At 56.3% G+C, this 26613-nt stretch carries 37 protein-coding genes and 1 pseudogene; 2 read left to right on the plus strand and 36 right to left on the minus strand.

Translation table 11 applies throughout. From position 1 onward, the window contains the following. Positions 1-59: 59 nt before the first annotated feature. Positions 60-1019 (minus strand): GlxA family transcriptional regulator, encoded by a 960-nt coding sequence (locus AB4O25_RS15440; RefSeq protein ID WP_026067109.1) that lies wholly within the window; start codon positions 1017-1019, stop codon positions 60-62. A 97-nt stretch (positions 1020-1116) separates the two neighbouring features. On the opposite strand from AB4O25_RS15440, the gene AB4O25_RS15445 reads away from it, so the two are divergent. After that, positions 1117-1677 (plus strand): cysteine hydrolase family protein, encoded by a 561-nt coding sequence (locus AB4O25_RS15445; RefSeq protein ID WP_065879154.1) that lies wholly within the window; start codon positions 1117-1119, stop codon positions 1675-1677. Positions 1678-1689: 12 nt separating this feature from the next. Here the strand turns inward: AB4O25_RS15445 and tam are convergent, their stop codons facing one another. From tam to AB4O25_RS15465, 4 genes are all read right to left on the minus strand, one after another. Next, positions 1690-2451: a trans-aconitate 2-methyltransferase gene (gene tam / locus AB4O25_RS15450; protein WP_065879153.1), complete on the minus strand. Its 762-nt coding sequence runs from the start codon at positions 2449-2451 to the stop codon at positions 1690-1692. A gap of 57 nt (positions 2452-2508) precedes the next feature. Further along, complete coding sequence (locus tag AB4O25_RS15455) at positions 2509-4080, minus strand: hypothetical protein (RefSeq protein WP_068934157.1); 1572 nt, start codon at positions 4078-4080, stop codon at positions 2509-2511. Between the two features lie 148 nt (positions 4081-4228). Next, on the minus strand, positions 4229-4744 hold the full coding sequence (locus AB4O25_RS15460) for a single-stranded DNA-binding protein (protein WP_003176397.1): 516 nt from the start codon (positions 4742-4744) through the stop codon (positions 4229-4231). A 9-nt stretch (positions 4745-4753) separates the two neighbouring features. After that, entirely contained in the window at positions 4754-6148 is a 1395-nt protein-coding gene (locus tag AB4O25_RS15465) for an MFS transporter (protein WP_017525961.1), read from the minus strand. A gap of 178 nt (positions 6149-6326) precedes the next feature. On the opposite strand from AB4O25_RS15465, the gene uvrA reads away from it, so the two are divergent. Continuing rightward, positions 6327-9161: an excinuclease ABC subunit UvrA gene (uvrA, locus tag AB4O25_RS15470; RefSeq protein ID WP_116079178.1), complete on the plus strand. Its 2835-nt coding sequence runs from the start codon at positions 6327-6329 to the stop codon at positions 9159-9161. A gap of 66 nt (positions 9162-9227) precedes the next feature. Here the strand turns inward: uvrA and bfr are convergent, their stop codons facing one another. From bfr to tuf, 31 genes and pseudogenes are all read right to left on the minus strand, one after another. Further along, positions 9228-9692, minus strand: coding sequence for a bacterioferritin (gene bfr / locus AB4O25_RS15475; RefSeq protein WP_017525959.1), 465 nt, complete (start codon positions 9690-9692; stop codon positions 9228-9230). Between the two features lie 155 nt (positions 9693-9847). Beyond that, on the minus strand, positions 9848-11293 hold the full coding sequence (locus tag AB4O25_RS15480) for a catalase (protein WP_068931681.1): 1446 nt from the start codon (positions 11291-11293) through the stop codon (positions 9848-9850). Between the two features lie 244 nt (positions 11294-11537). Continuing rightward, positions 11538-11924 (minus strand): 50S ribosomal protein L17, encoded by a 387-nt coding sequence (gene rplQ, locus AB4O25_RS15485; RefSeq protein ID WP_003176402.1) that lies wholly within the window; start codon positions 11922-11924, stop codon positions 11538-11540. Between the two features lie 41 nt (positions 11925-11965). Further along, positions 11966-12967 carry a DNA-directed RNA polymerase subunit alpha gene (locus AB4O25_RS15490; RefSeq protein WP_003176403.1) on the minus strand — a complete coding sequence of 334 codons (1002 nt, stop codon included), beginning with the start codon at positions 12965-12967 and terminating at the stop codon, positions 11966-11968. A gap of 22 nt (positions 12968-12989) precedes the next feature. Continuing rightward, a pseudogene (gene rpsD / locus AB4O25_RS15495) lies at positions 12990-13609 on the minus strand (30S ribosomal protein S4). Between the two features lie 18 nt (positions 13610-13627). After that, complete coding sequence (gene rpsK, locus AB4O25_RS15500; protein WP_002555466.1) at positions 13628-14017, minus strand: 30S ribosomal protein S11; 390 nt, start codon at positions 14015-14017, stop codon at positions 13628-13630. A gap of 30 nt (positions 14018-14047) precedes the next feature. Further along, positions 14048-14404 (minus strand): 30S ribosomal protein S13, encoded by a 357-nt coding sequence (gene rpsM, locus AB4O25_RS15505; protein ID WP_003194635.1) that lies wholly within the window; start codon positions 14402-14404, stop codon positions 14048-14050. 129 nt (positions 14405-14533) lie between these two features. Then, positions 14534-14650, minus strand: a complete 117-nt coding sequence (gene rpmJ, locus AB4O25_RS15510) for a 50S ribosomal protein L36 (RefSeq protein ID WP_002555468.1) — start codon at positions 14648-14650, stop codon at positions 14534-14536. A gap of 28 nt (positions 14651-14678) precedes the next feature. Then, the gene (gene secY, locus AB4O25_RS15515) at positions 14679-16007 is read right to left on the minus strand and encodes a preprotein translocase subunit SecY (RefSeq protein ID WP_003194637.1); all 1329 of its coding nucleotides are present in this window, start codon (positions 16005-16007) and stop codon (positions 14679-14681) included. Beyond that, positions 16008-16445 carry a 50S ribosomal protein L15 gene (gene rplO / locus AB4O25_RS15520; RefSeq protein ID WP_003176407.1) on the minus strand — a complete coding sequence of 146 codons (438 nt, stop codon included), beginning with the start codon at positions 16443-16445 and terminating at the stop codon, positions 16008-16010. Between the two features lie 3 nt (positions 16446-16448). Further along, positions 16449-16625 carry a 50S ribosomal protein L30 gene (rpmD, locus tag AB4O25_RS15525; RefSeq protein ID WP_003176408.1) on the minus strand — a complete coding sequence of 59 codons (177 nt, stop codon included), beginning with the start codon at positions 16623-16625 and terminating at the stop codon, positions 16449-16451. A gap of 2 nt (positions 16626-16627) precedes the next feature. Further along, positions 16628-17128: a 30S ribosomal protein S5 gene (gene rpsE, locus AB4O25_RS15530; RefSeq protein WP_003186035.1), complete on the minus strand. Its 501-nt coding sequence runs from the start codon at positions 17126-17128 to the stop codon at positions 16628-16630. 3 nt (positions 17129-17131) lie between these two features. Further along, entirely contained in the window at positions 17132-17482 is a 351-nt protein-coding gene (rplR, locus tag AB4O25_RS15535; protein WP_003186037.1) for a 50S ribosomal protein L18, read from the minus strand. Positions 17483-17492: 10 nt separating this feature from the next. Next, complete coding sequence (rplF, locus tag AB4O25_RS15540; protein ID WP_003176412.1) at positions 17493-18026, minus strand: 50S ribosomal protein L6; 534 nt, start codon at positions 18024-18026, stop codon at positions 17493-17495. A gap of 12 nt (positions 18027-18038) precedes the next feature. Continuing rightward, positions 18039-18431: a 30S ribosomal protein S8 gene (gene rpsH, locus AB4O25_RS15545; RefSeq protein WP_003176413.1), complete on the minus strand. Its 393-nt coding sequence runs from the start codon at positions 18429-18431 to the stop codon at positions 18039-18041. Between the two features lie 208 nt (positions 18432-18639). Then, positions 18640-18945 carry a 30S ribosomal protein S14 gene (gene rpsN, locus AB4O25_RS15550; RefSeq protein WP_003176414.1) on the minus strand — a complete coding sequence of 102 codons (306 nt, stop codon included), beginning with the start codon at positions 18943-18945 and terminating at the stop codon, positions 18640-18642. A gap of 13 nt (positions 18946-18958) precedes the next feature. Next, the gene (rplE, locus tag AB4O25_RS15555; protein ID WP_003194642.1) at positions 18959-19498 is read right to left on the minus strand and encodes a 50S ribosomal protein L5; all 540 of its coding nucleotides are present in this window, start codon (positions 19496-19498) and stop codon (positions 18959-18961) included. Between the two features lie 22 nt (positions 19499-19520). Continuing rightward, positions 19521-19835 carry a 50S ribosomal protein L24 gene (gene rplX / locus AB4O25_RS15560; RefSeq protein ID WP_007896770.1) on the minus strand — a complete coding sequence of 105 codons (315 nt, stop codon included), beginning with the start codon at positions 19833-19835 and terminating at the stop codon, positions 19521-19523. Positions 19836-19846: 11 nt separating this feature from the next. Next, entirely contained in the window at positions 19847-20215 is a 369-nt protein-coding gene (gene rplN, locus AB4O25_RS15565) for a 50S ribosomal protein L14 (RefSeq protein ID WP_002555479.1), read from the minus strand. 23 nt (positions 20216-20238) lie between these two features. After that, a complete protein-coding gene (rpsQ, locus tag AB4O25_RS15570) occupies positions 20239-20505 on the minus strand; it encodes a 30S ribosomal protein S17 (protein ID WP_003194644.1) in 267 nt (88 codons plus the stop codon). A 2-nt stretch (positions 20506-20507) separates the two neighbouring features. Then, the gene (gene rpmC, locus AB4O25_RS15575) at positions 20508-20699 is read right to left on the minus strand and encodes a 50S ribosomal protein L29 (protein WP_002555481.1); all 192 of its coding nucleotides are present in this window, start codon (positions 20697-20699) and stop codon (positions 20508-20510) included. Continuing rightward, positions 20699-21112 (minus strand): 50S ribosomal protein L16, encoded by a 414-nt coding sequence (gene rplP / locus AB4O25_RS15580; protein WP_003232424.1) that lies wholly within the window; start codon positions 21110-21112, stop codon positions 20699-20701. Before rplP ends, rpmC begins: the two co-directional genes overlap by 1 nt. Before the next feature lie 12 nt (positions 21113-21124). Further along, positions 21125-21811: a 30S ribosomal protein S3 gene (rpsC, locus tag AB4O25_RS15585; RefSeq protein ID WP_003176422.1), complete on the minus strand. Its 687-nt coding sequence runs from the start codon at positions 21809-21811 to the stop codon at positions 21125-21127. Between the two features lie 13 nt (positions 21812-21824). Continuing rightward, entirely contained in the window at positions 21825-22157 is a 333-nt protein-coding gene (gene rplV, locus AB4O25_RS15590; protein WP_003103908.1) for a 50S ribosomal protein L22, read from the minus strand. 11 nt (positions 22158-22168) lie between these two features. Beyond that, positions 22169-22444, minus strand: a complete 276-nt coding sequence (gene rpsS, locus AB4O25_RS15595; RefSeq protein WP_003232420.1) for a 30S ribosomal protein S19 — start codon at positions 22442-22444, stop codon at positions 22169-22171. Between the two features lie 16 nt (positions 22445-22460). Then, positions 22461-23285 carry a 50S ribosomal protein L2 gene (rplB, locus tag AB4O25_RS15600; RefSeq protein WP_003176423.1) on the minus strand — a complete coding sequence of 275 codons (825 nt, stop codon included), beginning with the start codon at positions 23283-23285 and terminating at the stop codon, positions 22461-22463. A 14-nt stretch (positions 23286-23299) separates the two neighbouring features. Next, positions 23300-23599 carry a 50S ribosomal protein L23 gene (rplW, locus tag AB4O25_RS15605; RefSeq protein ID WP_002555488.1) on the minus strand — a complete coding sequence of 100 codons (300 nt, stop codon included), beginning with the start codon at positions 23597-23599 and terminating at the stop codon, positions 23300-23302. Beyond that, a complete protein-coding gene (gene rplD, locus AB4O25_RS15610) occupies positions 23596-24198 on the minus strand; it encodes a 50S ribosomal protein L4 (protein ID WP_003176424.1) in 603 nt (200 codons plus the stop codon). The genes rplW and rplD overlap by 4 nt, the downstream gene beginning before the upstream one ends. 12 nt (positions 24199-24210) lie before the next feature. Further along, positions 24211-24846 (minus strand): 50S ribosomal protein L3, encoded by a 636-nt coding sequence (gene rplC / locus AB4O25_RS15615; RefSeq protein WP_003194649.1) that lies wholly within the window; start codon positions 24844-24846, stop codon positions 24211-24213. Positions 24847-24927: 81 nt separating this feature from the next. Further along, complete coding sequence (gene rpsJ, locus AB4O25_RS15620) at positions 24928-25239, minus strand: 30S ribosomal protein S10 (protein ID WP_003186070.1); 312 nt, start codon at positions 25237-25239, stop codon at positions 24928-24930. A gap of 159 nt (positions 25240-25398) precedes the next feature. Continuing rightward, a complete protein-coding gene (gene tuf, locus AB4O25_RS15625; protein ID WP_003176426.1) occupies positions 25399-26592 on the minus strand; it encodes an elongation factor Tu in 1194 nt (397 codons plus the stop codon). Between the last annotated feature and the right edge of the window lie 21 nt (positions 26593-26613).

The raw sequence follows: 26613 nt of genomic DNA on the forward strand, positions 1-26613 counted from the left end.
GCAGATGGCCTGTTTTATTCTGCACGACGGCGATGCGAGGGCGCGGCGTTCTGCACGACTTACACGCCAAAGCGGCTGCGGTAATCACTGGGCGCCAGGCCGGTGATTTTTTTGAATGTGGCACGAAAGGCACTGGGGTCCTGGTAGCCCACGGTCCAGGCGATATGGTCGATGGTGCCGTTGGTGAACTCCAGCATCTGCCGCGCCTTGCCCACGCGCAGGTGCTGGCAGTATTCGGTGGGCTTCAGACCGGTGGCGCCGCGAAAACGCCGCAGGAAGGTACGTTCTTCCAGGCCCGCTTCCTGCGCCATGGCCGCGACAGACACATCCACCGCGCCGCTGGCCTGCAACCAGTGCTGAACCTTGAGAATGGCCGCGTCGCCATGGCCGAGGATCGGCGCAAAATTACTGCCGCACTGGCTGGCGCTGTCGCTGTGTTCGATCACCAGAAAGCGCGCCGTGTCGGCGGCGATGCTTGGCCCCATCAGCCGATCGACCAGGCGCAAGCCCAGCTCGGACCAGGCCATCAACCCGGCCGTGGTGATCAAGTCGCCGTCATCGACGATGGGTTTGTCCGCTTCCAGGCGCACCGCCGGGTAACGTGCGGCGAAGGATTCGGCGGATGACCAATGAGTGGTGGCGCTGCGCCCATCCAATAAACCGCTACGCGCCAACATGATTGAGCCGATGCACACGCCGCCGAGGACGGTGCCGGCCGCATGTTGTTGGCGGATCCATGCCAGCAGCGCCGCCGGCGCCTGTGCTTCGGTGAACTCGCCGATCGAAGGCGGTACCAGCACGGCCATCAGCGGCTGCTCGGGGCCTGGGTGAGTGTCGAATACTTTTGCCGGTAGGCCATCGGCCTGCACTTGCCAATGGCTGACGCGTAGCAGCGGCAATTGCGCCGACTGGTGCTCGGCGCCAATCCGGTTGGCCACCCCAAACAGGTCGGTCAAGCCATGCACGGCGGCCAACTGCGCACCTTGGTAAATCAACACACCCAACTCAACAACAGCCATTGTCAGTTTTCCCCCTGTTATTGTCGGTGCAGCCAATGCCCGGCGCCGGCGCCAGCTAAGATACTGAGCCCATCAACCCATCACGAGGCAATTACCCATGGCCAAGCAAGCGCTCATCCTAATCGATATCCAGAACGACTACTTCCCCCAAGGCAAGTGGCCGCTTGACGGCGTGGAAGCGGCTGCGGACAAAGCCGCCCAGGTGCTGCAGGCTTTCCGCGAGGCCGGGGATGCGGTGATTCATGTGCGTCATGAATTCACCTCCGAGGACGCGCCGTTCTTCACACCCGAGTCCAAGGGTGCGCACCTGCATCCAAAAGTGCTGAACGAAGGCAACGAGCCGGTGGTGCTTAAACATTTCGTGAATGCATTTCGCGAAACCAACCTGCGCACCCTGCTGGAAAAACGCAGCATCACCGAACTGGTGGTGGTGGGCAGCATGAGCCATATGTGCGTCGATGCCGTGGTGCGGGCAGCGGCCGACCTGGGTTACACCGTCACGGTGATCCACGACGCCTGCGCCACCCTGGACCTGGAGTTCAACGGGCAGGTGATTCCGGCGGCGCAGGTGCATGCCGCGTATATGGCGGCGCTGGCGTTTGGGTATGCGAATGTGGTGTCGGCGGACGAGTATGTGCAGGCCCGCGCAACGGCATGACCACCACTGGTTTTAGCAGGTGGCGATGACGAACAGGCGCGGGAATGGCAGCAATACCGTGCCATCGGCCAGGGCAGGATAAGCCTGGGCAATCCGCGCTTGATAATCCTGCAGAAACGCGACTTTTTCGCTCTGCGTGAGCGGTGCGAGATAGGGGCGCAACGCCGAGCCCTTGAACCACTCCACCACAGCGGCATGATCGGCCAGGGGATGCTGGTAGGTGGTGCCCCATACATCGACAGTGCTGCAATGCCGGCTCAGCAGTTCGTAGTAGTAGCTCGCGGTGTGTCGCTCGTTGTGTTTGATCGTGCCAACCTTGGCAGCCCACGGGCCATCCGCCGCGACTTGCCGAGCCAGGCGGTGCGCCGGCTCGTCGAGGTTGTCGGGGGTTTGCACCGCCAGCGTGCCGCCGGGGTTCAGTTGCCTGACCAGGTGCGGGTACAGCTTGGCGTGATCCGGCAGCCATTGCAGGGAGGCGTTGGCCAGGATCACGTCGAATGGTTGCGCGGGGCTCCACGCACCAATGTCCGCCAGTTCGAAAGTCAACGCGGGCAGCCTTTTGCGCGCGTCGGCCAGCATGTCATCGGAACTGTCCAGGCCGGTGACGCGGGCTTGAGGGAACCGCTCGGCCAAGACTTCGGTGGAGTTGCCGGGCCCGCAGCCCAGGTCGACAGCGGTACGCACATTGGTATCGGGAATGGCGGCAACCAAGTCCCGGACGGGGCGGGTGCGCTGTTGTTCAAACAGGGTGTATTGCTTGGCAGACCAGGTCATTGCCGCTTTCCTTCTAACCCGTGGTGGTAGTGGACCGTACTGGAGCCGCGCATAGCGCTAAAACATCCACGTATCGTAAGGCGCCTTGAAGATCAGGTAGTCGCGCTCAAACATAACCTTGATGCCGTTGGGGTGGAAGGAGCGGAGCAGTGGTTCCTGATGAACGTCGCCGTTCTTGTCCGTCCACCGGTAATAGGCGGAGCCCTGCGGCGACACTTTCAGTTGGGCCTCGACCTGCTCGCCCAGGTGTTGTCGCTGCGCCGGCTCAAATGCCTCGGCAGGTACCTCCAAGCGCAGGCTGGTAACCACCTCATCCTGATGAACCGTATTGAAAAACCGCGCGAATGCGACCAGGTTTTTCGGTTGTTCAAGCGCGAACAACGCGCTTAGCAGCTGCGAATCTTCGAACAGCCGATCAAGGGGGAAATCAACGTGATTAATGGTGCCGGAGGTGTGAGTGAACTGCATCGATAGCCCCGGTTTCCCGGCAATATTGTCAATCACGCCCAAGCCCAGCCCATCGGCCATGGCCAGAGAGAGACTCTCGGCAATCATCCGTCGTAGCTTCGCTCGATCCGCCGGAGGATTCGCTGGGTCAAGGTCAGCCATTGACTGAAACGACGGGTGTGGCAGCAAGCTGATCCATCCGGCGGCAAGCGAGGTGTGCAAGATAATCCGCGTTGCTCGGGGCTGCTTTTGCAACTGCTGCACAAACGTGGTGAGTGCGGGGTTGAAGGGATCGATCTTTGCCAGATATTGCGCAACTTCAGCGGTGCTGTCGGGATCCTGAGTGGCGTCCAACCGCTCAAGGGCGTATTGGTGCGCCAACGCGCCGCCCTCGGAATCAAGACGCTCGTTCTGCAACATCTTGAAGGCCTGGAAGCGAAACGGCTTCGGGGAGTCGGCACGCTTGAGAATACTGACCGCCACGGGCATCAATCCCTCATCGCGGTCCATGATTTCGAGGATGTAGAGCTTGCGGTTGTTGTCGAAATCAACATCCTGGAAGAGCGCTCTCAACCGCACGCTGATTGAGTCGTTACGCGCGCCGAAGGCCCAGCCGCCACGGGCCACCGAGAGCAGTTTGAGCGCATCGAGAAAATCCGAGCTGTCCGAGTCTTTCGACTCGATAATCGACAGCAGGCGGTTTTCGTCGCCCTTTCTGAAATCCAGGTTAACCATGGACTCTCCGCGCGCCTTGCGGCGAGCCAACTGGATCATGTAGGAGTCAAGCAATGCTCGGGTGCGGTAGGTATCCAGCGTCTTGCTGGCGACTGAGGATTCGTTCTCAAGTGAAAGCCACGACTCCACACGCTGCTTCATCTGGGATTCAAATGTCGTCTGCAAATTGCTGCTGATGAAATAGGTCAGCGCAGACCCGCCGACCACAACCACCGAGATGATGAAGGTCAGCGCCTGGGTCGCCCGGGTAATGGGCGCATTGGCCTGCTCTAGAATCTCTTTGCTCAGTTCGTACTTCAGATGGCTTATTTGAGCCGCCTGGTTCGCTTCCAACTGGCGAACCCTCTCGAGGGCTTCCTGGATGCGCTGCTCAGCATCCTGAGTTTGCTCTCGGCAGGCCTTGAGGGCTTGGGCCAACGCATCCGATGCGGACGTATCAGTACTCACGTTTCAACTCCTGTTCCATTCTGCTATCCCTGACGTGCCTGACCGCGCAGGGGTGCAGACCTGCGCAGTATTCCGCGGGCAAAAATAAAGCCCCTGGTGAATACACAGGGGCTTTATTTGTTATTGACAACCGTTGCGACTATCCGTTTTAGAACGGGATATCGTCATCAAAGCTGTCAAAGTCAGGAGCCGGTTGCGCAGCGGCCTGCTGTGGCGCTGGACGCGACTCACGCTGCGGCTGCTGGCTTGGCTGTGGACGCGACTGCTGTGGGCGCGGAGCCGAGTTGGACATGCCACCCTGGCCCTGTTGGTCGCCCTGTGGACGACCGCCCAACAGTTGCATGGTGCCTTGCATGTCGACCACGATTTCAGTGGTGTAACGCTTGATGCCGTCCTTTTCCCACTCGCGGGTTTGCAGCTTGCCTTCGATGTAGACCTGCGAACCTTTGCGCAGGTATTCGCCGGCGATTTCCGCGACCTTGCCGAACATCGAAACACGGTGCCATTCGGTCTTTTCGACCTTCTGACCGGTCTGCTTGTCGGTCCACTGTTCACTGGTCGCCAGACTCAGGTTGGTCACGGCGTTACCGTTAGGCAAGTAGCGAACTTCGGGATCCTGGCCGCACGTACCGACCAATATGACTTTGTTAACCCCACGGGCCATAACGTTCTCCTAGGCTGGGCGCGCTGTCGGCACTGGGTTGACCAGTTGCTCGAGCGTCGCGCGGTCCAATAATTCGGTGTCCAATTTGATGTAGATCGCAGCTTCTTCTGCGACCACTACTGCGTCCGTTACTCCAACGACGGCCTTCAGGCGCTCGGCCAAGCCAGCTTCGCGAATCGCTTCAGGCGATAACGGCAGGCGTAGGCTCGTCACATACGGAGGTTCGCGCATGGTAACAGCAAAGGCCAACCAGAGGGCAGCCAGACCTGCGCATCCCAGGAACACAACCGACAAACCGCCATGCTGGAACATCCAGCCGCCCATGATGCCGCCGAGCGCGGAGCCCAGGAACTGGCTGGTGGAATACACCCCCATCGCCGTGCCCTTGCCGCCGGCCGGTGAAACTTTACTGATCAGCGAAGGCAGCGAAGCCTCCAGGAGGTTGAACGCGGTGAAGAACACCACCGTGCCGATCACCAGCGCCCGCAGGCTGTCGCCGAACTGCCAGAAGAATAGTTCAGTGAGCATCAATGTCGCGACGGCGCCCAGCAAAACTCGTTTCATTTTGCGTTTTTTCTCGCCATAGATGATGAACGGGATCATGGCGAAGAACGAAATCAACAGCGCGGTGAGGTAGACCCACCAGTGCTGCTCCTTGGGCAGGCCGGCTTTTTGCACCAGTGCCAGAGGCAAGGCGACGAAGCTGCACATCAGCATGGCGTGCAATACGAAGATACCTAAATCCAGGCGCAGCAGGTCCGGGTGCTTGAGCGTCGGTAACAACGCCTTGCGCGCAACCCCGGACTCGCGGTGCTGCAACGTGCCGGTGGAGCGCGGCACCATGAAGGCCACGATGAGGATACCGATCAGCGCCATACCACCGGTAGCGAGAAACAAACCGTGCAAGCCGAACGCACGCGTCAGCAACGGGCCCACCACCATGGCCACGGCAAACGACAGGCCTATGGTCATGCCGATCATGGCCATGGCCTTGGTACGGTGCTGTTCGCGGGTCAGGTCCGACAGCAGTGCCATCACCGCAGCGGAAATCGCGCCGGCGCCTTGCAGGATACGTCCGGCGATCACGCCCCAGATCGAATCGGCCTGGGCCGCCAGCACACTGCCGAGGGCGAAGACGATCAGCCCCAGGTAAATCACCGGGCGGCGGCCAATGCGGTCGGAGATGATCCCGAACGGAATCTGAAAAATCGCCTGGGTCAGACCATAGGCGCCAATGGCCAGGCCGATCAGTGCCGGGGTCGCACCGGCGAGGTCCATGCCATAGGTCGCCAGTACCGGCAACACCATAAACATGCCCAGCATACGGAAGGCGAACACCAGGGCCAGACCGCTTGCTGCTCGGGTCTCGCCGCTACTCATGCGTTCGCTGTGGGGATCGTGCATGGAAAAACCTCGTGTGAACCGGCGGCGATTCTACCAGTCCCATCGATTGAGAGGGTATATGCGGCGCTTTGCCGCGCAGCTTTCATGTAAGGCTGCACCCGGCACTTTGACAGTGTATATTCATCCAGTCTTCCGTCGTATACTCCCGCATTATTTACGCCCGCCGTGCGAGGCCATCTTGGACAAGATCCTGATTCGTGGGGCTAGAACCCACAACCTGAAGAACATCGACCTGACCCTGCCCCGGGACAAACTGATCGTCATCACCGGCCTGTCCGGCTCCGGCAAATCGTCCCTGGCGTTCGATACGCTGTATGCCGAAGGCCAGCGTCGCTATGTGGAGTCACTGTCGGCCTATGCCCGCCAGTTCCTGTCGATGATGGAAAAACCCGACGTCGACACCATCGAGGGCCTGTCGCCGGCGATTTCCATCGAACAGAAGTCGACCTCCCATAACCCGCGCTCCACCGTGGGCACCATCACCGAAATCTACGACTACTTGCGCCTGCTCTATGCGCGAGTCGGTATTCCGCGCTGCCCGGACCACGACATTCCCCTGGAAGCCCAGACCGTCAGCCAGATGGTCGACCTGGTGCTGGCCCAGCCGGAAGGCGCCAAGCTGATGCTGCTGGCCCCGGTGATTCGCGAGCGCAAGGGCGAACACCTTTCCGTCTTCGAAGAGCTGCGCGCCCAGGGTTTTGTGCGCGCGCGCATCAACGGCAAGCTCTATGAGCTGGACGAAGCGCCCAAGCTCGACAAGCAGAAGAAGCACTCCATTGATGTGGTGGTCGACCGTTTCAAAGTACGTGCCGACCTGCAGCAGCGCCTGGCGGAGTCGTTCGAGACAGCGCTGAAGCTGGCGGACGGCATCGCCCTGGTAGCACCGATGGATGACGAGCCGGGCGAAGAGATCATCTTCTCCGCGCGCTTCGCCTGCCCGATCTGTGGCCATGCCATCAGCGAACTGGAACCCAAGCTGTTTTCCTTCAACAACCCGGCCGGCGCCTGCCCGACGTGTGATGGCCTGGGTGTGAAGCAGTTCTTTGACATCAAGCGCCTGGTTAACGGTGAACTCACCTTGGCGGAGGGTGCGATACGCGGATGGGACAGGCGCAACGTCTATTACTTCCAGATGCTGGGGTCGCTGGCGTCGCACTATAAGTTCAGCCTGGAAATGCCCTTCAATCAACTGCCGGCGGACCAGCAGAAAGTCATCCTCCACGGCAGTGGCTCGCAGAATGTCGATTTCAAATATTTGAACGACCGCGGCGACATTGTTAAGCGCTCGCATCCGTTTGAAGGCATCGTGCCGAACCTGGAACGGCGCTACCGCGAGACCGAATCGGCCAGCGTGCGCGAAGAGCTGGCGAAATTCCTCAGCACCCAGCCCTGCCCGGATTGCCGAGGCACTCGCCTGCGTCGTGAGGCGCGGCATGTGTGGGTAGGCGAGAAAACGCTGCCAGCGGTGACCAACCTGCCCATCGGCGATGCCTGCGAGTACTTTGGCGTACTCAAGCTGACCGGACGCCGCGGGGAAATTGCCGACAAGATCCTCAAGGAAATCCGCGAGCGGTTACAGTTCCTGGTTAACGTGGGCCTCGACTACCTGTCGCTGGATCGTAGCGCCGACACGTTGTCCGGCGGTGAGGCGCAGCGCATTCGTCTGGCCAGCCAGATCGGTGCCGGCCTGGTGGGTGTGTTGTATATCCTCGATGAGCCGTCGATTGGCTTGCACCAACGGGATAATGATCGCCTGCTGGGTACGCTGAAACACCTGCGCGATATTGGCAACACCGTGATCGTGGTCGAGCACGATGAAGACGCGATCCGCCTGGCGGACTATGTAGTCGATATCGGCCCGGGCGCCGGTGTGCATGGTGGGCATATCGTTGCCGAGGGCACCCCGGCCGAAGTGATGGCGCATCCCGACTCGTTGACCGGCAAGTACCTGTCCGGCCGCGTCAAGATCGAAGTACCGGCCAAACGTACACCGCGTAACAAAAAGATGGCGTTGCACCTCAAGGGCGCGCGCGGTAACAACCTGCGCAATGTCGACCTGGAGATTCCGTTGGGCCTGCTGACATGCGTGACCGGTGTTTCCGGCTCAGGCAAATCGACGCTGATCAATAACACGCTGTTCCCTTTGAGCGCCACTGCCCTGAACGGCGCGACTACCCTGGAAGCCGCTGCGCATGACAGCATCAAGGGCCTGGAGCACCTGGACAAGGTGGTCGACATCGACCAGAGCCCGATCGGCCGTACACCGCGCTCCAACCCGGCAACCTATACCGGGCTGTTTACGCCGATTCGCGAGCTGTTTGCCGGAGTACCGGAGTCCCGCTCGCGCGGTTACGGGCCTGGTCGGTTCTCGTTCAACGTCAAGGGCGGGCGATGCGAAGCATGCCAGGGCGATGGCTTGATCAAGGTAGAGATGCACTTTTTGCCGGACATCTACGTGCCGTGCGATGTGTGCAAGAGCAAACGCTATAACCGTGAAACCCTGGAGATCAAATACAAAGGCAAGAGCATCCACGAAACCCTGGAGATGACTATCGAGGAAGCTCGTATGTTTTTCGACGCGGTCCCAGCGTTGGCGCGCAAGCTGCAAACGTTGATGGATGTGGGCCTGTCGTATATCAAGCTGGGGCAATCGGCGACCACGCTGTCTGGTGGCGAGGCGCAACGGGTCAAGCTGTCTCGCGAGCTGTCCAAACGCGATACCGGCAAGACTCTGTATATCCTCGACGAACCGACCACGGGGCTGCATTTTGCGGATATCCAGCAACTGTTGGACGTGTTGCACCGGTTGCGCGACCACGGCAATACGGTGGTAGTGATCGAGCACAACCTTGATGTGATCAAGACCGCGGATTGGCTGGTGGATCTGGGGCCGGAAGGCGGTTCCAAGGGTGGCCAGATCATTGCGGTAGGTACGCCGGAGCAGGTCAGCGAGATGGAGCAGTCCCACACCGGTTACTACTTGAAACCGTTGTTGGAACGCGATCGGGCCTGAGTGATTCAGGCCCAAGAAAAAGCCCCTGTCACGTTGCGGTGACAGGGGCTTTTTTGTAAGCGGAAATCAGAATTGCGATTGCAGGTAGTTTTCCAGGCCAATCAGTTTGATCAGGCCCAACTGCTTTTCCAGCCAATAGGTGTGATCTTCTTCGGTGTCGTTCAACTGCACCCGCAGAATCTCCCGCGTGACGAAGTCGCTGTGCTGCTCGCAGAGCTCGATGCCCTTGCAGAGTGCGGCACGCACCTTGTATTCAAGACGAAGATCAGCTGCAAGCATGTCAGGTACGCTGGTGCCCACATCCAGATCGTCGGGACGCATACGCGGCGTGCCTTCGAGCATTAGAATCCGGCGCATCAATGCATCGGCGTGCTGTGCCTCTTCTTCCATCTCATGGTTAATACGCTCGTAGAGTTCGGTAAAACCCCAGTCTTCGTACATACGCGAGTGGATGAAATATTGGTCACGAGCTGCCAGTTCGCCCGTCAGCAACGTGTTGAGGTAATCGATTACGTCGGGGTGACCTTGCATCGCCCTACATCTCCCTGCTTGAAAGCCTGTAGTTTGAACCATCATGACTCGGAGGTCACGGGATCAACGGCATAAAAGTGCAGATTTCCGGAGAAAAGTAGCTGAAATAACGCAAAAACCGCCCAAATGAGGGCGGTTCTGCTTCTCGTTTAGAGTCAGCTAAGCGTTACACCCAGCGCCTTTGCGATTGCTTCTCCATAAGCCGGGTCGGCCTTGTAGAAGTGTTGCAGTTGGACCTGTACCACTGCGCTGGTGACGCCTTCCATCGCACCGGCGATGTTGCTGACCAGCAGAGCTTTCTGGGCATCATCCATCAACCGGTACAGCGCACCTGCATGGCTGTAGTAATCGGTGTCTTCACGTTGATCATACCGGTCTGCTGCACCGTTCAACGGCAGGGGCGGCTCTGCATACTGGGGTGCCTGCTTTGGAGCATCAGCGTAACTGTTAGGCTCATAATTTGGTGCAGCTGCGCCATTGCTACCAAATGCCATGGAGCCGTCACGCTGATAGCTGTTCACCGGGCTTCGCGGGGCGTTCACCGGCAGTTGCTGGTGATTGGTCCCTACGCGATAGCGGTGTGCATCAGCATAGGCAAACACGCGACCTTGCAGCATGCGATCCGGCGACAACCCAACACCAGGCACCATGTTGCTTGGGCCAAATGTAGCCTGCTCGACCTCGGCAAAATAATTCAAGGGATTGCGATTCAGCTCCAACTCGCCGACTTCGATCAGTGGGAACTCCTGCTGCGACCAGGTCTTGGTCACATCGAAGGGGTTCTCATAGTGAGCGGCAGCCTGAGCCTCGGTCATGATTTGGATATTGACACTCCATTTCGGAAAGTCGCCGCGCTCAATCGCAGCAAACAGGTCGCGTTGAGCGTAATCAGGATCGGTACCGGCCAAGCGCGCAGCCACATCTGGCGCCAGGTTCTTGATGCCTTGTTTGGTTTTGTAGTGCCACTTCACCCAATGACGCTCACCCTTAGCGTTGATCAGGCTGTAGGTGTGGCTACCAAAGCCGTGCATATGACGGTAGCCGTCGGGGATACCGCGGTCCGAAAACAGAATGGTGATCTGATGCAGCGCCTCGGGCGAGTGTGACCAGAAGTCCCATTTGGCTTGGTTACTGCCAAGGTTGCTCTGCGGCAGTCGCTTCTGGGTGTGGATGAAATCGGGAAATTTGAGCGGATCGCGGATGAAGAATACCGGGGTGTTATTGCCAACGATGTCCCAGTTACCTTCTTCGGTATAGAACTTCAAAGCGAAGCCCCGCGGGTCACGCGCAGTGTCTGCCGAACCACGCTCACCACCCACGGTAGAGAAGCGCAGGAACGTTGGCGTTTGTTTACCAACGGTCTCGAACAACTTGGCACGTGTGTATTGAGTGATGTCGCGTGTAACGGTGAACGTTCCGTAGGCACCTGAACCCTTGGCGTGCACACGACGCTCAGGAATGTTTTCGCGGTTGAAGTGCGCAAGCTTTTCAATCAGATGAAAGTCATCAAGCAGCAACGGGCCGCGCGGGCCAGCAGTGCGGGAGTTCTGGTTGTCAGCAACGGGAGCGCCACTGGCGGTCGTAAGCGTTTTCAGGCTCATGCTCAATCTTCCTCAGGTCAGGCTTAACTGCCGGCTATCGGCTTGGAGGGAGTATTGACCATCAAGATGACACCATCAAATGCATTAAATTATGGGCTTTGATAGAAAATAACTAATTACCCGTCAGGGCGAATAGCGTCTGCTTAAAAGAGAACCGGTAGCGACCCGAATAATATAGATGGCTTTTCTATCGCCCACAAAAAACCGGGCACTAAGGCCCGGTTCTTCGTTACAGCTTGTCGTCTTACTCGGCGCTTACAGCTTCGCCGGCAGTAGCACGATCAACCAACTCAACGTACGCCATAGGCGCGTTGTCACCAGCGCGGAAACCGCACTTGAGGATGCGCAGGTAGCCACCCTCACGGGTAGCGTAACGCTTGCCCAGGTCGTTGAAGAGCTTACCAACGATAGCTTTCGAACGAGTACGGTCGAAAGCCAGACGGCGGTTAGCCAGGCTGTCTGTCTTGGCCAAAGTGATCAGCGGCTCAGCAACGCGACGCAGTTCTTTAGCTTTCGGCAGTGTAGTTTTGATCAGCTCGTGCTCGAACAGCGACACCGCCATGTTTTGAAACATGGCCTTGCGGTGCGAGCTGGTACGGCTCAGGTGACGACCACTTTTACGATGACGCATGGTTCATTCCTTACCAAACTCACGTTCGGTGATTACGACGATCAGGCAGTCGCCTTGTCGTCCTTCTTAAGACTTGCAGGCGGCCAGTTGTCGAGGCGCATGCCGAGGGACAGACCGCGGGAGGCCAGAACGTCCTTGATTTCAGTCAAGGATTTCTTGCCCAGGTTCGGAGTCTTCAACAGTTCTACTTCGGTACGCTGAATCAGGTCACCGATGTAGTAAATGTTTTCCGCCTTAAGGCAGTTAGCCGAACGTACAGTCAGTTCCAGATCGTCAACCGGGCGAAGCAGGATCGGATCGATCTCGTCTTCCTGCTCGATTACCACTGGTTCGCTGTCACCTTTGAGGTCGACGAACGCAGCCAACTGCTGTTGCAGAATGGTTGCAGCGCGGCGAATAGCCTCTTCAGGATCCAGAGTACCGTTGGTTTCCAGATCAATAACCAGCTTGTCCAGGTTAGTACGCTGTTCGACACGGGCGTTTTCCACCACGTATGCGATACGGCGAACCGGGCTGAACGAAGAGTCAAGCTGCAAGCGACCAATGCTGCGGCTTTCGTCTTCATCGCTCTGACGCGAGTCGGCCGGTTCATAACCACGACCACGAGCTACAGTGAGCTTCATGTTCAGGGCGCCGTTAGACGCCAGGTTAGCGATTACGTGATCGGGGTTAACGATCTCGACATCATGATCCAGCTGAATATCGGCAGCGGTAACCACCCCCGAACCCTTCTTCGACAAGGTCAGCGTAACTTCGTCACGGCCGTGCAGCTTGATAGCCAGACCTTTAAGGTTCAACAGGATTTCAATTACGTCTTCCTGTACACCTTCGATGGCGCTGTACTCGTGGAGCACACCGTCAATCTCGGCCTCGACTACTGCACAGCCGGGCATTGAGGACAACAGGATGCGGCGCAGCGCGTTGCCCAGGGTGTGGCCAAAACCACGCTCGAGAGGCTCGAGAGTGATCTTGGCGCGGGTTGGACTGACAACCTGCACATCAATGTGGCGGGGTGTCAGGAACTCATTTACCGAAATCTGCATGGATGCACCTATTTTCTAGCCCTTACTTGGAGTAGAGCTCGACAATCAGGCTTTCGTTGATGTCGGCGGACAGATCACTGCGAGCTGGAACGTTCTTGAAAACGCCCGACTTCTTCTCAGTGTCTACTTCTACCCATTCTACGCGGCCACGTTGGGCACACAGATCGAGAGCTTGGACAATGCGAAGTTGGTTTTAGCTTTCTCGCGAACTGCGACCACGTCACCAGCACGAACCTGGTAGGACGGAACGTTTACGGTCTGACCGTTAACGCTGATCGACTTGTGCGATACCAGCTGACGGGATTCGGCACGAGTAGAACCAAAGCCCATACGGTATACAACGTTGTCCAGACGGCATTCGAGCAGTTGCAGCAGGTTTTCACCGGTTGCACCTTTCTTGCCAGCAGCTTCTTTGTAGTAGCCGCTGAACTGACGCTCGAGAACGCCGTAGATACGACGGACCTTCTGCTTTTCACGCAGTTGGGTGCCGTAATCGGACTGGCGACCGCGGCGTTGGCCGTGGATACCAGGTGCTGCTTCAATGTTGCACTTCGATTCGATCGCGCGCACGCCGCTCTTCAGGAAGAGATCGGTGCCTTCGCGACGAGCGAGTTTGCATTTTGGACCAATGTAACGAGCCATTCTTTACAATCTCCTGGATTACACGCGGCGCTTCTTCGGCGGACGGCACCCGTTGTGCGGGATTGGCGTCACGTCGGTGATGCTGGCGATCTTATAGCCACAGCCGTTCAAAGCACGGACAGCAGACTCACGACCTGGACCTGGACCTTTGACGTTAACGTCGAGGTTTTTCAGGCCGTATTCCAGCGCAGCTTGACCAGCACGTTCAGCAGCTACTTGAGCAGCAAACGGGGTGGACTTGCGGGAACCGCGGAAACCCGAACCACCGGAGGTAGCCCAAGAAAGCGCGTTACCTTGACGGTCGGTGATGGTCACGATGGTGTTGTTAAAAGATGCATGGATGTGGGCGATGCCATCAACCACTGTCTTTTTAACTTTTTTACGAGGACGAGCAGCAGGTTTTGCCATGATAATTTTCCTGTCGATTCGCTGGGGCGATTACTTGCGGATCGGCTTACGCGGACCTTTACGGGTACGCGCGTTAGTCTTGGTACGCTGACCGCGTACTGGAAGACCACGACGATGACGCAGACCGCGATAGCAACCGAGGTCCATCAAACGCTTGATTTTCATGTTGATTTCGCGACGCAGGTCACCTTCAGTGGTGAACTTCGCCACTTCGCCACGCAGCTGTTCAATCTGCTCGTCGCTCAGATCCTTGATCTTAGCGGCTGGGTTTACCCCAGCAACTGCGCAAATTTTCTGCGCAGTAGTGCGACCAACACCATAGATGTAGGTCAGCGAGATAACAGTGTGCTTGTTATCTGGAATGTTAACGCCTGCAATACGGGCCATTCAGTGGGACTCCAATTGACAGCTACCTACGCCCCGGAAGCCAAGAAATAGGGCGCGAGATAATATCGCTGTAATAACAAATAATCAACCCGGCAGCGCACTAGCTGCCGGGCTTCAAGCGGATCACACTCAGCCTTGGCGCTGTTTGTGACGCGGTTCCGCGCTGCAAATTACTCGAACAACACCTTCGCGGCGAATAATCTTGCAGTTACGGCACAGCTTTTTCACCGATGCACGAACTTTCATCACCAACTCCTCGAACCTTATGGGGTACTCAGCGCAACATGCCGCTGCCGTAGCCCTTCAGGTTGGCTTTCTTCATCAGGGATTCGTACTGGTGCGAAACGAGGTGCGATTGTACTTGGGACATGAAGTCCATCACAACCACGACGACGATCAGCAACGAGGTCCCGCCAAGGTAGAACGGAACGTTTGCTGCAACCACCAGGAACTGGGGCAACAAGCACACGGCCGTCATATATAGAGCACCGAACAGGGTTAAACGGGTCAGAACGCCATCAATGTAGCGTGCAGACTGCTCACCTGGACGAATGCCCGGAATAAAGGCACCGGACTTCTTCAGGTTTTCCGCTACGTCTTTCGGATTGAACATCAACGCCGTATAGAAGAAGCAGAAGAAAATAATCCCTGCACTAAACAGCAGAATATTCAACGGCTGACCAGGAGCGATCGACTGAGAGAGGTCCTGCAGCCAGCCCATATTTTCAGACTGACCAAACCAGGTACCCAACGAAGCCGGAAACAGCAAAATGCTGCTCGCGAAAATTGCCGGAATAACACCGGCCATATTCACTTTCAGCGGCAAGTGGCTGGTCTGCGCGGCAAAAACCTTACGGCCCTGCTGACGCTTGGCGTAGTGAACAGCAATACGACGCTGACCACGCTCAATGAACACCACAAAACCGATAATCGCTACTGCCAGCAAACCGATGGCAACCAAGGCGAAAATGTTGATATCACCCTGACGCGCAGACTCGAAAGACTGCCCTATCGCTCTCGGAAGACCGGCGACGATACCTGCGAAAATCAACATCGAGATACCGTTACCAACACCACGCTCAGTAATCTGCTCACCCAGCCACATCATGAACATCGCACCAGCCACAAACGTGGATACCGCGACGAAATGGAAGCCAAAGTCACCAGTGAACGCAACGCCCTGCCCGGCCAAGCCAACGGACATGCCGATAGCTTGGACCAGGGCGAGGACGACAGTGCCGTAGCGGGTGTACTGGCTAATCTTGCGACGACCAGCTTCACCTTCCTTCTTCAACTGCTCCAGTTGCGGACTGACGGCGGTCATCAACTGCATGATGATCGATGCCGAGATGTACGGCATGATCCCCAACGCAAAGATGCTCATCCGTTCCAGCGCGCCACCGGAAAACATGTTGAACAAGCTAAGAATGGTCCCCTCATTCTGTCGAAACAGGTCTGCGAGTCGGTCCGGGTTGATACCTGGAACCGGGATGTGTGCGCCTATTCGGTAGACGATAATCGCCAGGAACAGAAAACGCAGACGAGCCCAAAGTTCAGACATACCGCCTTTGCCGAGCGCTGAGAGAGCACCTTGCTTAGCCATTTATTCCTCGAACTTGCCGCCAGCTGCTTCGATAGCCGAACGCGCACCTTTGGTGGCGCCGATTCCCTTGCCGATAGTGACAGCGCGAGTCACTTCACCGGACAACATGATTTTCACACGTTGTACGTTGACGTTGATCACGTTGGCATCTTTCAGGGTCTGCACAGTAACGATGTCGCCTTCCACTTTAGCCAGCTCGGACAGACGCACTTCTGCGCGGTCCATGGCTTTCAGGGATACGAAACCGAACTTAGGCAGGCGACGATGCAGCGGCTGTTGACCGCCTTCAAAGCCTGGAGCAATGGTGCCACCGGAGCGGGAGGTTTGACCTTTGTGGCCACGGCCACCAGTCTTACCCAAACCGCTACCGATACCACGGCCCGGACGATGCTTTTCACGACGGGAACCCGGCGCTGGACTCAGATCATTGAGTTTCATCGATTAACCCTCGACACGCAGCATGTAGTAAGCCTTGTTGATCATCCCGCGATTCTCGGGAGTATCCTGGACTTCTACAGTGTGACCGATGCGACGCAGACCCAAACCCTTAACGCACAATTTGTGGTTAGGGATGCGACCGGTCATGCTTTTGATCAGCGTTACTTTAACGGTAGCCATGATCAGAAGATCTCCTTGACGCTTTTGCCACGCTTGGCGGCAATGGATTCAGGAGATTGCATAGCTTTCAAACCCTTGAAAGTGGCGTGAACCACGTTTACTGGGTTAGTCGAGCCGTAGCACTTGGCCAGAACGTTCTGAACGCCAGCAACTTCGAGAACAGCACGCATAGCGCCGCCAGCGATGATACCGGTACCTTCAGAAGCAGGCTGCATGTACACCTTCGAAGCGCCATGGGCGGATTTCATTGCGTACTGCAGAGTGGTGCCGTTCAGATCAACTTGGATCATGTTGCGACGAGCAGCTTCCATTGCCTTCTGGATCGCAGCAGGCACTTCACGCGACTTGCCACGGCCGAAGCCAACACGCCCTTTACCATCACCCACCACGGTCAACGCGGTGAAAGTGAAGATACGGCCGCCTTTAACGGTTTTGGCTACGCGGTTAACTTGAACCAGCTTCTCAATGTAGCCTTCGTCGCGCTTTTGGTCGTTATTTGACATAACTTAGAACTCCAGCCCAGCTTCACGAGCAGCATCAGCCAGCGCTTTAACGCGGCCATGGTACTTGAAGCCAGAGCGGTCGAAAGCCACTTGCGAGACGCCAGCGGCCTTAGCACGCGTAGCGACCAGCTGGCCAACCTTTGTGGCCGCGTCGATGTTGCCAGTGGCACCATCACGCAGTTCTTTATCCAAAGTCGAGGCACTTGCCAGAACTTTGTTGCCGTCGGCCGAGATGACCTGGGCGTAGATGTGCTGCGACGAGCGGAACACGCAGAGACGCACGACTTCGAGTTCGTGCATTTTCAGGCGTGCTTTGCGAGCGCGACGCAGTCGAGTAACTTTTTTGTCGGTCATTTGCTATGCCCTACTTCTTCTTGGCTTCTTTACGACGGACGACTTCGTCCGCGTAGCGCACACCTTTGCCTTTGTACGGCTCTGGTGGACGGAAGTCGCGGATCTCAGCGGCCACCTGACCTACCAGCTGCTTATCAATACCCTTGATCAGGATATCGGTTTGGCTAGGGGTCTCAGCGGTGATGCCTTCCGGCAGTTCGTAATCCACTGGGTGCGAGAAGCCAAGGGCCAGGTTCAAAACCGTGCCTTTTGCTTGCGCTTTGTAACCAACACCGACCAGCTGGAGCTTACGCTCGAAGCCTTGGCTTACGCCTTGGACCATGTTGTTTACCAACGCACGCGTGGTACCGGCCATTGCGCGAGTTTGTTGATCGCCATTGCGAGCAGCGAAACGCAGCTCACCAGCTTCTTCAACGATCTCAACGGACGAATGGATGTTCAGTTCAAGAGTGCCCTTGGCACCCTTCACCGAAAGCTGTTGGCCTGCGAATTTGACTTCGACACCGGCTGGCAGCTTAACGGGGTTCTTAGCGACGCGAGACATGCTTATCCCCCCTTAGAACACAGTGCAAAGAACTTCGCCGCCGACACCGGCAGCGCGCGCAGCACGATCCGTCATCACACCTTTGTTGGTGGAGACGATAGACACGCCCAGACCGCCACGAACTTTCGGCAGATCTTCAGCGGACTTGTACTGACGCAGGCCTGGACGGCTAACGCGCTTAACTTCCTCGATGACCGAACGGCCCTCGAAGTACTTCAGCTCGATGGACAGCAGTGGTTTGATTTCGCTGCTGATCTGATAACCCGCAATGTAGCCTTCGTCTTTCAGGACTTTGGCAACAGCTACCTTCAACTTGGAAGATGGCATGCTTACGACGGACTTTTCAGCCATCTGGGCATTACGGATACGAGTTAGCATGTCCGCTAACGGGTCCTGCATACTCATGGGCTAGACGCTCCTAATACAAAAAAATTAGCCTTACGGCTACATATGTCGCCGAGAATCTCCGAGCATAGAAAACACGGGCTCAGGCGAGCCGGGTATTCTAGACACACTCCGGAAATGAAACAAGCCCCAAAAGGGGCTTGTTCCAGATTCAAGGTCACCGGTGGTCAGTATCTTTCGATTCAGACCACCTGGACGCTGAAAGTACTTACCAGCTAGCTTTAACCAGACCTGGTACGTCACCACGCATTGCCGCTTCACGCAGCTTGTTACGGCCGAGGCCGAACTTGCGGTAAACGCCGTGCGGACGACCAGTCAGGCGGCAGCGGTTACGCATGCGCGAGGCGCTTGCGTCACGTGGCTGCTTCTGCAGGGCAACTGTAGCTTCCCAACGCGCTTCTGGACTTGCGTTCAGATCAACGATGATTGCTTTCAGTGCTGCACGCTTTTTGGCGTACTTGGCAACCGTGAGCTGACGCTTCAGCTCGCGATTTTTCATGCTCATCTTGGCCATGGTCCTACTCCAATCAGTTGCGGAACGGGAATTTGAAAGCACGCAACAGGGCGCGACCTTCATCATCGTTCTTGGCAGTGGTGGTCAGGGTGATGTCCAGACCGCGGAGAGCATCGATCTTGTCGTAGTCGATTTCCGGGAAGATGATCTGCTCTTTCACGCCCATGCTGTAGTTACCACGACCATCGAAGGACTTGGCATTCAGGCCGCGGAAGTCGCGAACCCGAGGCAGGGAGATCGACAGCAGACGATCCAGGAATTCGTACATACGCTCACGGCGCAGGGTCACTTTGACGCCGATCGGCCAACCTTCACGGACTTTAAAGCCAGCGATGGATTTCCGAGCGTAGGTCACAACGACTTTCTGGCCGGTGATCTTTTCCAGGTCAGCAACAGCGTGCTCGATGACTTTTTTGTCGCCGATCGCTTCGCCCAGACCCATGTTCAGGGTGATTTTGGTAACGCGCGGAACTTCCATCACGTTCCCGAGCTTAAGTTCTTCCTTAAGCTTGGGGGCGATTTCCTTCCGGTAAATCTCTTGTAGTCGTGCCATGGTCTTATCTACCTAGCAGTGTTCAAGCATCAACCGCTTTTTGGGTCGACTTGAAGACACGAATTTTCTTACCGTCTTCTACTTTGAAACCAACACGATCAGCCTTGTTGGTTTCGCCGTTGAAAATGGCGACGTTAGAAGCGTGCAGTGGCGCTTCTTTTTCGACGATACCGCCCTGTACGCCCGACATCGGGTTAGGCTTGGTATGACGCTTGACCAGGTTCAAACCACCAACGACCAGACGGTCATCAGCGAGAACCTTCAGCACCTTACCGCGCTTACCTTTGTCTTTGCCGGCGATCACGATGATCTCGTCGTCACGACGAATCTTTTGCATGTCGGATCTCCTTACAGCACTTCTGGGGCGAGCGAGACGATCTTCATGAACTTCTCAGTACGAAGTTCACGGGTCACTGGCCCAAAGATACGGGTGCCGATCGGCTCTTGCTTGTTGTTCAGAAGAACAGCAGCGTTGCCATCAAAGCGGATAATGGAGCCATCTGCACGGCGTACGCCGTGACGAGTGCGGACTACAACAGCAGTCATCACTTGGCCTTTTTTCACTTTACCGCGAGGAATTGCTTCCTTGACGGTAACTTTGATGATGTCACCGATACCAGCGTAACGACGATGGGAGCCACCCAGCACCTTGATGCACATAACACGGCGAGCGCCGCTGTTATCGGCCACATCGAGCATGGATTGAGTCTGAATCATATAATTTCTCCGACCCCTAGTCCTTAGACTTCCACAGCGCGTTCGAGAACATCAACCAGCGCCCAAGACTTGGTCTTGGCCATCGGACGAGTTTCACGAATAGTGACTTTGTCGCCGATGTGGCACTGATTGGTTTCGTCGTGCGCGTGCAGCTTAGTCGAACGCTTAACATATTTACCGTAGATCGGGTGCTTAACGCGACGCTCGATCAGAACGGTGATGGTTTTGTCCATCTTGTCGCTGACAACACGGCCAGTCAGCGTACGGACAGTCTTTTCGGCTTCAGCCATGATCACTTACCTGCCTGCTGGTTGAGCACAGTCTTCACGCGAGCAATGTCACGCTTAACTTGCGAGAGCAGATGAGACTGCCCCAACTGGCCAGTTGCTTTCTGCATACGCAGATTGAACTGGTCGCGCAGCAGGCCGAGCAGTTGCTCGTTCAGCTGCTGTGCGGATTTTTCACGAAGTTCATTCGCTTTCATCACATCACCGTCCGTTTAACAAAGGCGGTGGCGAGCGGCAGCTTTGCAGCAGCCAGGGCAAAAGCCTCACGCGCCAGCTCTTCAGTTACACCCTCGATTTCATACAGGACTTTGCCTGGCTGAATCTGGGCTACCCAGTATTCCACGTTACCCTTACCTTTACCCATCCGAACCTCGAGAGGTTTTTTGGAGATCGGCTTGTCCGGGAATACACGGATCCAGATCTTGCCGCCACGTTTAACGTGACGGGTCAGTGCACGACGCGCTGACTCGATCTGACGAGCGGTGAGACGACCACGAGCTACAGACTTCAGCGCGAACTCGCCGAAGCTGACTTTGCTACCGCGCTGAGCCAGACCACGGTTGTGGCCTGTCATCTGCTTGCGGAACTTCGTACGCTTTGGTTGCAACATTTGGCGTACCCCTTACTTAGCAGCTTTTTTACGAGGCGCTGGTGCTTGTGGTTTCAGTTCTTCTTGGCGACCACCAATTACTTCGCCTTTGAAGATCCAAACCTTTACACCGATCACACCATAAGTGGTGTGAGCTTCGTAGTTGGCATAGTCGATGTCGGCACGCAGGGTGTGCAGTGGCACACGACCTTCGCGATACCATTCAGTACGTGCGATTTCAGCACCGCCGAGACGACCGCTCACTTGGATTTTGATGCCTTTGGCACCAATGCGCATGGCGTTCTGTACAGCGCGCTTCATAGCGCGACGGAACATTACGCGACGCTCCAGCTGCTGAGCTACGCTCTGCGCAACCAGCATACCGTCGAGTTCCGGCTTACGGATCTCTTCGATATTGATGTGCACAGGCACACCCATTTGCTTGGTCAGGTCCTGACGCAGTTTCTCAACATCTTCACCTTTCTTCCCGATAACGATACCTGGACGAGCGGTGTGGATGGTGATACGTGCAGTTTGGGCCGGACGATGGATATCGATACGGCTTACGGACGCGCTTTTTAGTTTGTCTTGGAGATACTCACGCACCTTCAGATCAGCGAACAAGTAGTCCGCATAAGTCCGACCGTCTGCGTACCAGACGGAGGTGTGCTCCTTGACGATTCCCAGGCGAATGCCAATGGGATGTACTTTCTGACCCATCTCTTCGACTCCGTTACTTGTCAGCAACCTTGACAGTGATATGGCAAGACCGCTTGACGATGCGATCAGCACGGCCTTTGGCACGTGGCATGATGCGCTTCAGCGAACGCCCTTCGTTGACGAAAACGGTGCTGACCTTCAGGTCATCAACGTCTGCGCCTTCGTTATGCTCGGCGTTGGCTACGGCCGACTCCAGCACTTTCTTCATGATCTCGGCGGCTTTCTTACTGCTGAAAGCCAACAGGTTGAGCGCTTCGCCCACCTTCTTCCCGCGGATCTGGTCGGCGACCAAGCGGGCTTTCTGGGCGGAGATTCGAGCGCCCGACAACTTAGCGGCTACTTCCATTTCCTAACCCCTTAACGCTTGGCTTTCTTGTCAGCCACGTGCCCACGATAAGTGCGGGTACCGGCGAACTCGCCCAGTTTGTGGCCAACCATGTCTTCGTTCACGAGAACTGGGACGTGCAGACGACCGTTGTGTACAGCGATGGTCAGACCGACCATTTGTGGCAGGATCATCGAACGGCGCGACCAGGTTTTCACCGGTTTGCGATCGTTCTTTTCCGCCGCCACTTCGATCTTCTTCAGTAGGTGAAGATCAATAAAAGGACCTTTTTTCAGAGAACGTGGCACTGTCGTATCCCTCTATTTACTTGCGACGACGGACGATCATTTTGTCGGTACGCTTATTACCACGAGTCTTCGCGCCCTTAGTCGGGAAGCCCCATGGCGATACCGGATGACGACCACCAGAGGTACGACCTTCACCACCACCGTGTGGGTGGTCAACCGGGTTCATGGCAACACCACGAACGGTTGGGCGAACGCCACGCCAGCGTTTGGCACCAGCTTTACCCAGCGAACGCAGGCTGTGCTCGGAGTTCGAGACTTCACCCAGGGTCGCGCGGCATTCAGCCAGCACTTTACGCATCTCACCAGAACGCAGACGCAGGGTCACGTAGACACCTTCACGAGCGATCAGCTGAGCCGAAGCACCAGCGGAACGAGCGATTTGCGCGCCTTTACCTGGCTTCAATTCGATGCCGTGTACGGTGCTACCAACTGGAATGTTACGCAGTTGCAGAGCGTTGCCCGGCTTGATCGGCGCCAGAGCACCTGCGATCAGCTGGTCGCCAGCGCTCACGCCTTTAGGGGCGATGATGTAGCGACGCTCGCCATCTGCGTACAGCAGCAGAGCGATGTGAGCAGTACGGTTTGGATCGTATTCAATACGCTCGACAGTGGCAGAGATGCCATCTTTGTCGTTGCGACGGAAGTCGACCAGACGATAATGCTGCTTATGGCCACCACCGATGTGACGAGTGGTAATACGACCATTGTTGTTACGACCACCAGTCTTCGATTTTTTCTCGAGCAGCGGTGCGTGAGGAGCGCCTTTATGCAGCTCCTGGTTGACCACCTTGACCACAAAACGGCGGCCAGGGGAAGTCGGTTTGCATTTAACGATTGCCATGATGCACCCCTTCCTTACTCAGCACTGCTGCTGAAATCGAGATCTTGGCCTGGCTGAAGGGAGATAACTGCCTTCTTCCAGTCATTACGCTTGCCCAGACCGCGAGCAGTGCGCTTGCTCTTACCCAGAACGTTCAGGGTAGTAACACGCTCTACTTTCACGCTGAACAGGCTTTCGACGGCCTTCTTGATTTCCAGCTTGGTTGCGTCAGTTGCAACCTTGAAAACGAACTGGCCTTTCTTGTCAGCCAGAACCGTAGCCTTTTCGGAAACGTGCGGGCCAAGCAGAACTTTAAATACGCGTTCCTGGTTCATCCCAGCAGCTCCTCGAATTTCTTCACGGCCGACACGGTGATCAACACCTTGTCGTATGCGATCAGACTAACTGGATCGGAACCTTGCACGTCACGCACATCAACGTGTGGCAGGTTGCGAGCAGCCAGGTACAGGTTCTGATCAACAGCTTCAGACACGATCAAAACGTCGGTCAGGCTCATGTTGTTCAGTTTGCCCAGCAGATCTTTGGTTTTTGGACTTTCAACAGCGAAGTCCTGAACCACGACCAGACGATCAGTACGCACGAGTTCAGCAAGGATGGAGCGCAGAGCTGCGCGGTACATCTTCTTGTTGAGCTTCTGAGAGTGATCCTGTGGACGAGCTGCGAAAGTGGTACCGCCGCCACGCCAGATTGGGCTACGGATAGTACCGGCACGAGCACGGCCAGTGCCTTTCTGACGCCAAGGGCGCTTACCGCCACCACGAACGTCGGAACGGGTCTTTTGCTGCTTGCTACCTTGACGGCCGCCGGCCATGTAGGCCACGACTGCTTGGTGAACCAGCGTCTCGTTGAATTCGCCGCCAAATGTCAGTTCGGAAACTTCGATCGCTTGAGCGTCATTTACATTTAATTGCATGTCAGCTTCCCCTTAACCGCGAGCCTTGGCCGCTGGACGTACAACCAGGTTGCCGCCAGTAGCGCCAGGAACAGCACCCTTGACCAACAACAGATTGCGTTCAGCGTCGACGCGCACTACTTCGAGGGACTGCACGGTCACGCGCTCAGCGCCCATATGACCGGACATTTTTTTGCCCTTGAATACACGACCAGGAGTCTGGCACTGGCCAATAGAGCCCGGGACGCGGTGGGAGACGGAGTTACCGTGAGTGTTGTCTTGGCCACGGAAATTCCAACGCTTGATCGTACCCTGGAAGCCTTTACCCTTGGACTGACCGGTTACATCAACCAGTTGACCAGCGGCGAAGATTTCAGCGTTGATCAGATCGCCAGCCTGGTAGTCGCCGTCTTCAAGACGGAACTCCATAACAGTGCGACCAGCTGCAACGTTTGCTTTAGCGAAGTGCCCCGCTTGAGCAGCAGTCACACGCGAAGCACGACGCTCGCCTACAGTGACTTGCACTGCACGATAGCCATCGGTTTCTTCAGTTTTGAACTGGGTGACGCGATTCGGCTCGATCTCAATGACCGTGACCGGAATGGAGACACCTTCTTCGGTGAAAATACGGGTCATACCGCATTTACGACCGACTACACCAATAGTCATGTTGTAAACCTCATGAGTGTACGGGGCTTTCACCCGCTATGGCCGCCCATTTCAGAGCGTTACACGACTAAGACCCAAGTCTTAGCCGAGGCTGATCTGTACTTCCACACCGGCCGCCAGATCGAGCTTCATAAGTGCATCAACGGTTTTATCCGTTGGCTGGACGATGTCCAGTACGCGCTTATGAGTACGGATCTCGTACTGGTCACGCGCGTCTTTGTTGACGTGCGGGGAGACCAGAACGGTGAACCGCTCTTTACGGGTAGGCAGTGGAATTGGACCACGCACTTGTGCACCAGTACGTTTCGCGGTTTCCACGATTTCCTGGGTGGATTGGTCGATCAGGCGATGGTCAAAAGCCTTCAACCTGATACGGATTTGCTGATTTTGCATTGGATTTCAGACTCCGGCTGCTATTCCCAGCGAGCGCAATACGCCCGTTAAAAGGAGGCGCAATTCTATAGACGCCCCAGATAGGTGTCAACCCAATAAAAAAGGCCCCCGCTAAGCGGGGGGCCTTCTCAAAACCAAGAGCTATCTCGAAAGAGATAATTACTCGATGATTTTAGCTACAACGCCAGCACCAACGGTACGGCCGCCTTCGCGAATAGCGAAACGCAGACCGTCTTCCATTGCGATGGTTTTGATCAAGGTAACAACCATTTTGATGTTGTCGCCCGGCATTACCATCTCAACGCCTTCCGGCAGTTCGCAGTTGCCAGTCACGTCAGTAGTACGGAAGTAGAACTGTGGACGGTAGCCTTTGAAGAACGGAGTGTGACGACCGCCTTCTTCTTTGCTCAGCACGTACACTTCAGCTTCGAACTTGGTGTGCGGCTTAACCGAACCTGGCTTAACCAGAACCTGGCCACGCTCAACGTCGTCACGCTTGGTACCACGCAGCAGAACGCCGCAGTTCTCGCCAGCACGACCTTCGTCGAGCAGCTTACGGAACATTTCAACACCGGTGCAGGTGGTGACGGTAGTGTCACGCAGACCAACGATTTCCAGTGGATCTTGAACCTTAACGATACCGCGCTCGATACGACCAGTCACAACAGTACCGCGACCAGAGATCGAGAATACGTCTTCGATTGGCATCAGGAACGGCTTGTCGATAACACGAACTGGGTCTGGGATGTAGCTGTCCAGAGTTTCAACCAGTTTACGAACGGACGTGGTGCCCATTTCGTTGTCATCTTTGCCTTCCAGAGCCATACGAGCAGAACCGATGATGATCGGAGTGTCGTCGCCTGGGAAGTCGTAAGTGCTCAGCAGATCGCGCACTTCCATCTCAACCAGTTCCAGCAGCTCAGCGTCGTCTACCAGGTCAGCCTTGTTCAGGTAAACCACGATGTACGGAACACCTACCTGACGGGACAGCAGGATGTGCTCACGGGTTTGTGGCATCGGACCATCAGCGGCCGAGCAAACCAGGATCGCGCCGTCCATCTGGGCAGCACCGGTGATCATGTTCTTCACATAGTCAGCGTGACCTGGGCAGTCAACGTGAGCGTAGTGACGGATCAGCGAGTTGTATTCAACGTGCGCGGTGTTGATGGTGATACCACGAGCTTTTTCTTCTGGTGCACTGTCGATTTTATCGAAATCAACGATTGCAGAACCGAATACTTCGGAGCAAACGCGAGTCAGAGCAGCAGTCAGAGTGGTTTTACCGTGGTCAACGTGACCGATGGTGCCAACGTTGACGTGCGGTAGGGAACGATCAAATTTTTCTTTAGCCACGACAATTAACTCCTTGCCTAA

The sequence above is a fragment of the Pseudomonas sp. S3_A03 genome (genome assembly GCF_054668275.1).

Bases quoted from the DNA above. Each gene is read 5' to 3' on its own strand.
- rpsC (WP_003176422.1), bottom strand. From the start codon at position 21,811: ATGGGTCAGAAAGTACATCCCATTGGCATTCGCCTGGGAATCGTCAAG.
- AB4O25_RS15490 (WP_003176403.1), bottom strand. From the start codon at position 12,967: ATGCAGATTTCGGTAAATGAGTTCCTGACACCCCGCCACATTGATGTG.
- rpsM (WP_003194635.1), bottom strand. From the start codon at position 14,404: ATGGCCCGTATTGCAGGCGTTAACATTCCAGATAACAAGCACACTGTT.
- secY (WP_003194637.1), bottom strand. From the start codon at position 16,007: ATGGCTAAGCAAGGTGCTCTCTCAGCGCTCGGCAAAGGCGGTATGTCT.
- rplN (WP_002555479.1), bottom strand. From the start codon at position 20,215: ATGATTCAGACTCAATCCATGCTCGATGTGGCCGATAACAGCGGCGCT.
- bfr (WP_017525959.1), bottom strand. From the start codon at position 9,692: ATGCAAGGTCACCCCGACGTAATCGATTACCTCAACACGTTGCTGACG.
- rpmC (WP_002555481.1), bottom strand. From the start codon at position 20,699: ATGAAAGCGAATGAACTTCGTGAAAAATCCGCACAGCAGCTGAACGAG.
- rpsE (WP_003186035.1), bottom strand. From the start codon at position 17,128: ATGTCAAATAACGACCAAAAGCGCGACGAAGGCTACATTGAGAAGCTG.
- rplF (WP_003176412.1), bottom strand. From the start codon at position 18,026: ATGTCTCGCGTCGCTAAGAACCCCGTTAAGCTGCCAGCCGGTGTCGAA.
- rplC (WP_003194649.1), bottom strand. From the start codon at position 24,846: ATGACTATTGGTGTAGTCGGTCGTAAATGCGGTATGACCCGTATTTTC.
- rplQ (WP_003176402.1), bottom strand. From the start codon at position 11,924: ATGCGTCATCGTAAAAGTGGTCGTCACCTGAGCCGTACCAGCTCGCAC.
- rpsN (WP_003176414.1), bottom strand. From the start codon at position 18,945: ATGGCCAAGATGAGCATGAAAAATCGCGAGCTGAAGCGTCAGCTCACG.
- AB4O25_RS15440 (WP_026067109.1), bottom strand. From the start codon at position 1,019: ATGGCTGTTGTTGAGTTGGGTGTGTTGATTTACCAAGGTGCGCAGTTG.
- AB4O25_RS15480 (WP_068931681.1), bottom strand. From the start codon at position 11,293: ATGAGCCTGAAAACGCTTACGACCGCCAGTGGCGCTCCCGTTGCTGAC.
- rplR (WP_003186037.1), bottom strand. From the start codon at position 17,482: ATGACCGACAAAAAAGTTACTCGACTGCGTCGCGCTCGCAAAGCACGC.
- rpsJ (WP_003186070.1), bottom strand. From the start codon at position 25,239: ATGCAAAATCAGCAAATCCGTATCAGGTTGAAGGCTTTTGACCATCGC.
- tam (WP_065879153.1), bottom strand. From the start codon at position 2,451: ATGACCTGGTCTGCCAAGCAATACACCCTGTTTGAACAACAGCGCACC.
- rplE (WP_003194642.1), bottom strand. From the start codon at position 19,498: ATGGCACGACTACAAGAGATTTACCGGAAGGAAATCGCCCCCAAGCTT.
- AB4O25_RS15445 (WP_065879154.1), top strand. From the start codon at position 1,117: ATGGCCAAGCAAGCGCTCATCCTAATCGATATCCAGAACGACTACTTC.
- rpmD (WP_003176408.1), bottom strand. From the start codon at position 16,625: ATGGCTACCGTTAAAGTAACGCTGATCAAAAGCATGACCGGTCGCATC.
- rplO (WP_003176407.1), bottom strand. From the start codon at position 16,445: ATGAAACTCAATGATCTGAGTCCAGCGCCGGGTTCCCGTCGTGAAAAG.
- rplV (WP_003103908.1), bottom strand. From the start codon at position 22,157: ATGGAAGTAGCCGCTAAGTTGTCGGGCGCTCGAATCTCCGCCCAGAAA.
- rpsQ (WP_003194644.1), bottom strand. From the start codon at position 20,505: ATGGCTGAAGCCGAAAAGACTGTCCGTACGCTGACTGGCCGTGTTGTC.
- rplB (WP_003176423.1), bottom strand. From the start codon at position 23,285: ATGGCAATCGTTAAATGCAAACCGACTTCCCCTGGCCGCCGTTTTGTG.
- rplD (WP_003176424.1), bottom strand. From the start codon at position 24,198: ATGCAATTAAATGTAAATGACGCTCAAGCGATCGAAGTTTCCGAACTG.
- rpsK (WP_002555466.1), bottom strand. From the start codon at position 14,017: ATGGCAAAACCTGCTGCTCGTCCTCGTAAAAAAGTTAAAAAGACAGTG.
- rplW (WP_002555488.1), bottom strand. From the start codon at position 23,599: ATGAACCAGGAACGCGTATTTAAAGTTCTGCTTGGCCCGCACGTTTCC.
- rpmJ (WP_002555468.1), bottom strand. From the start codon at position 14,650: ATGAAAGTTCGTGCATCGGTGAAAAAGCTGTGCCGTAACTGCAAGATT.
- rpsH (WP_003176413.1), bottom strand. From the start codon at position 18,431: ATGAGTATGCAGGACCCGTTAGCGGACATGCTAACTCGTATCCGTAAT.
- AB4O25_RS15465 (WP_017525961.1), bottom strand. From the start codon at position 6,148: ATGCACGATCCCCACAGCGAACGCATGAGTAGCGGCGAGACCCGAGCA.
- rplX (WP_007896770.1), bottom strand. From the start codon at position 19,835: ATGCAAAAGATTCGTCGTGACGACGAGATCATCGTGATCGCCGGCAAA.
- AB4O25_RS15460 (WP_003176397.1), bottom strand. From the start codon at position 4,744: ATGGCCCGTGGGGTTAACAAAGTCATATTGGTCGGTACGTGCGGCCAG.
- rplP (WP_003232424.1), bottom strand. From the start codon at position 21,112: ATGTTGCAACCAAAGCGTACGAAGTTCCGCAAGCAGATGACAGGCCAC.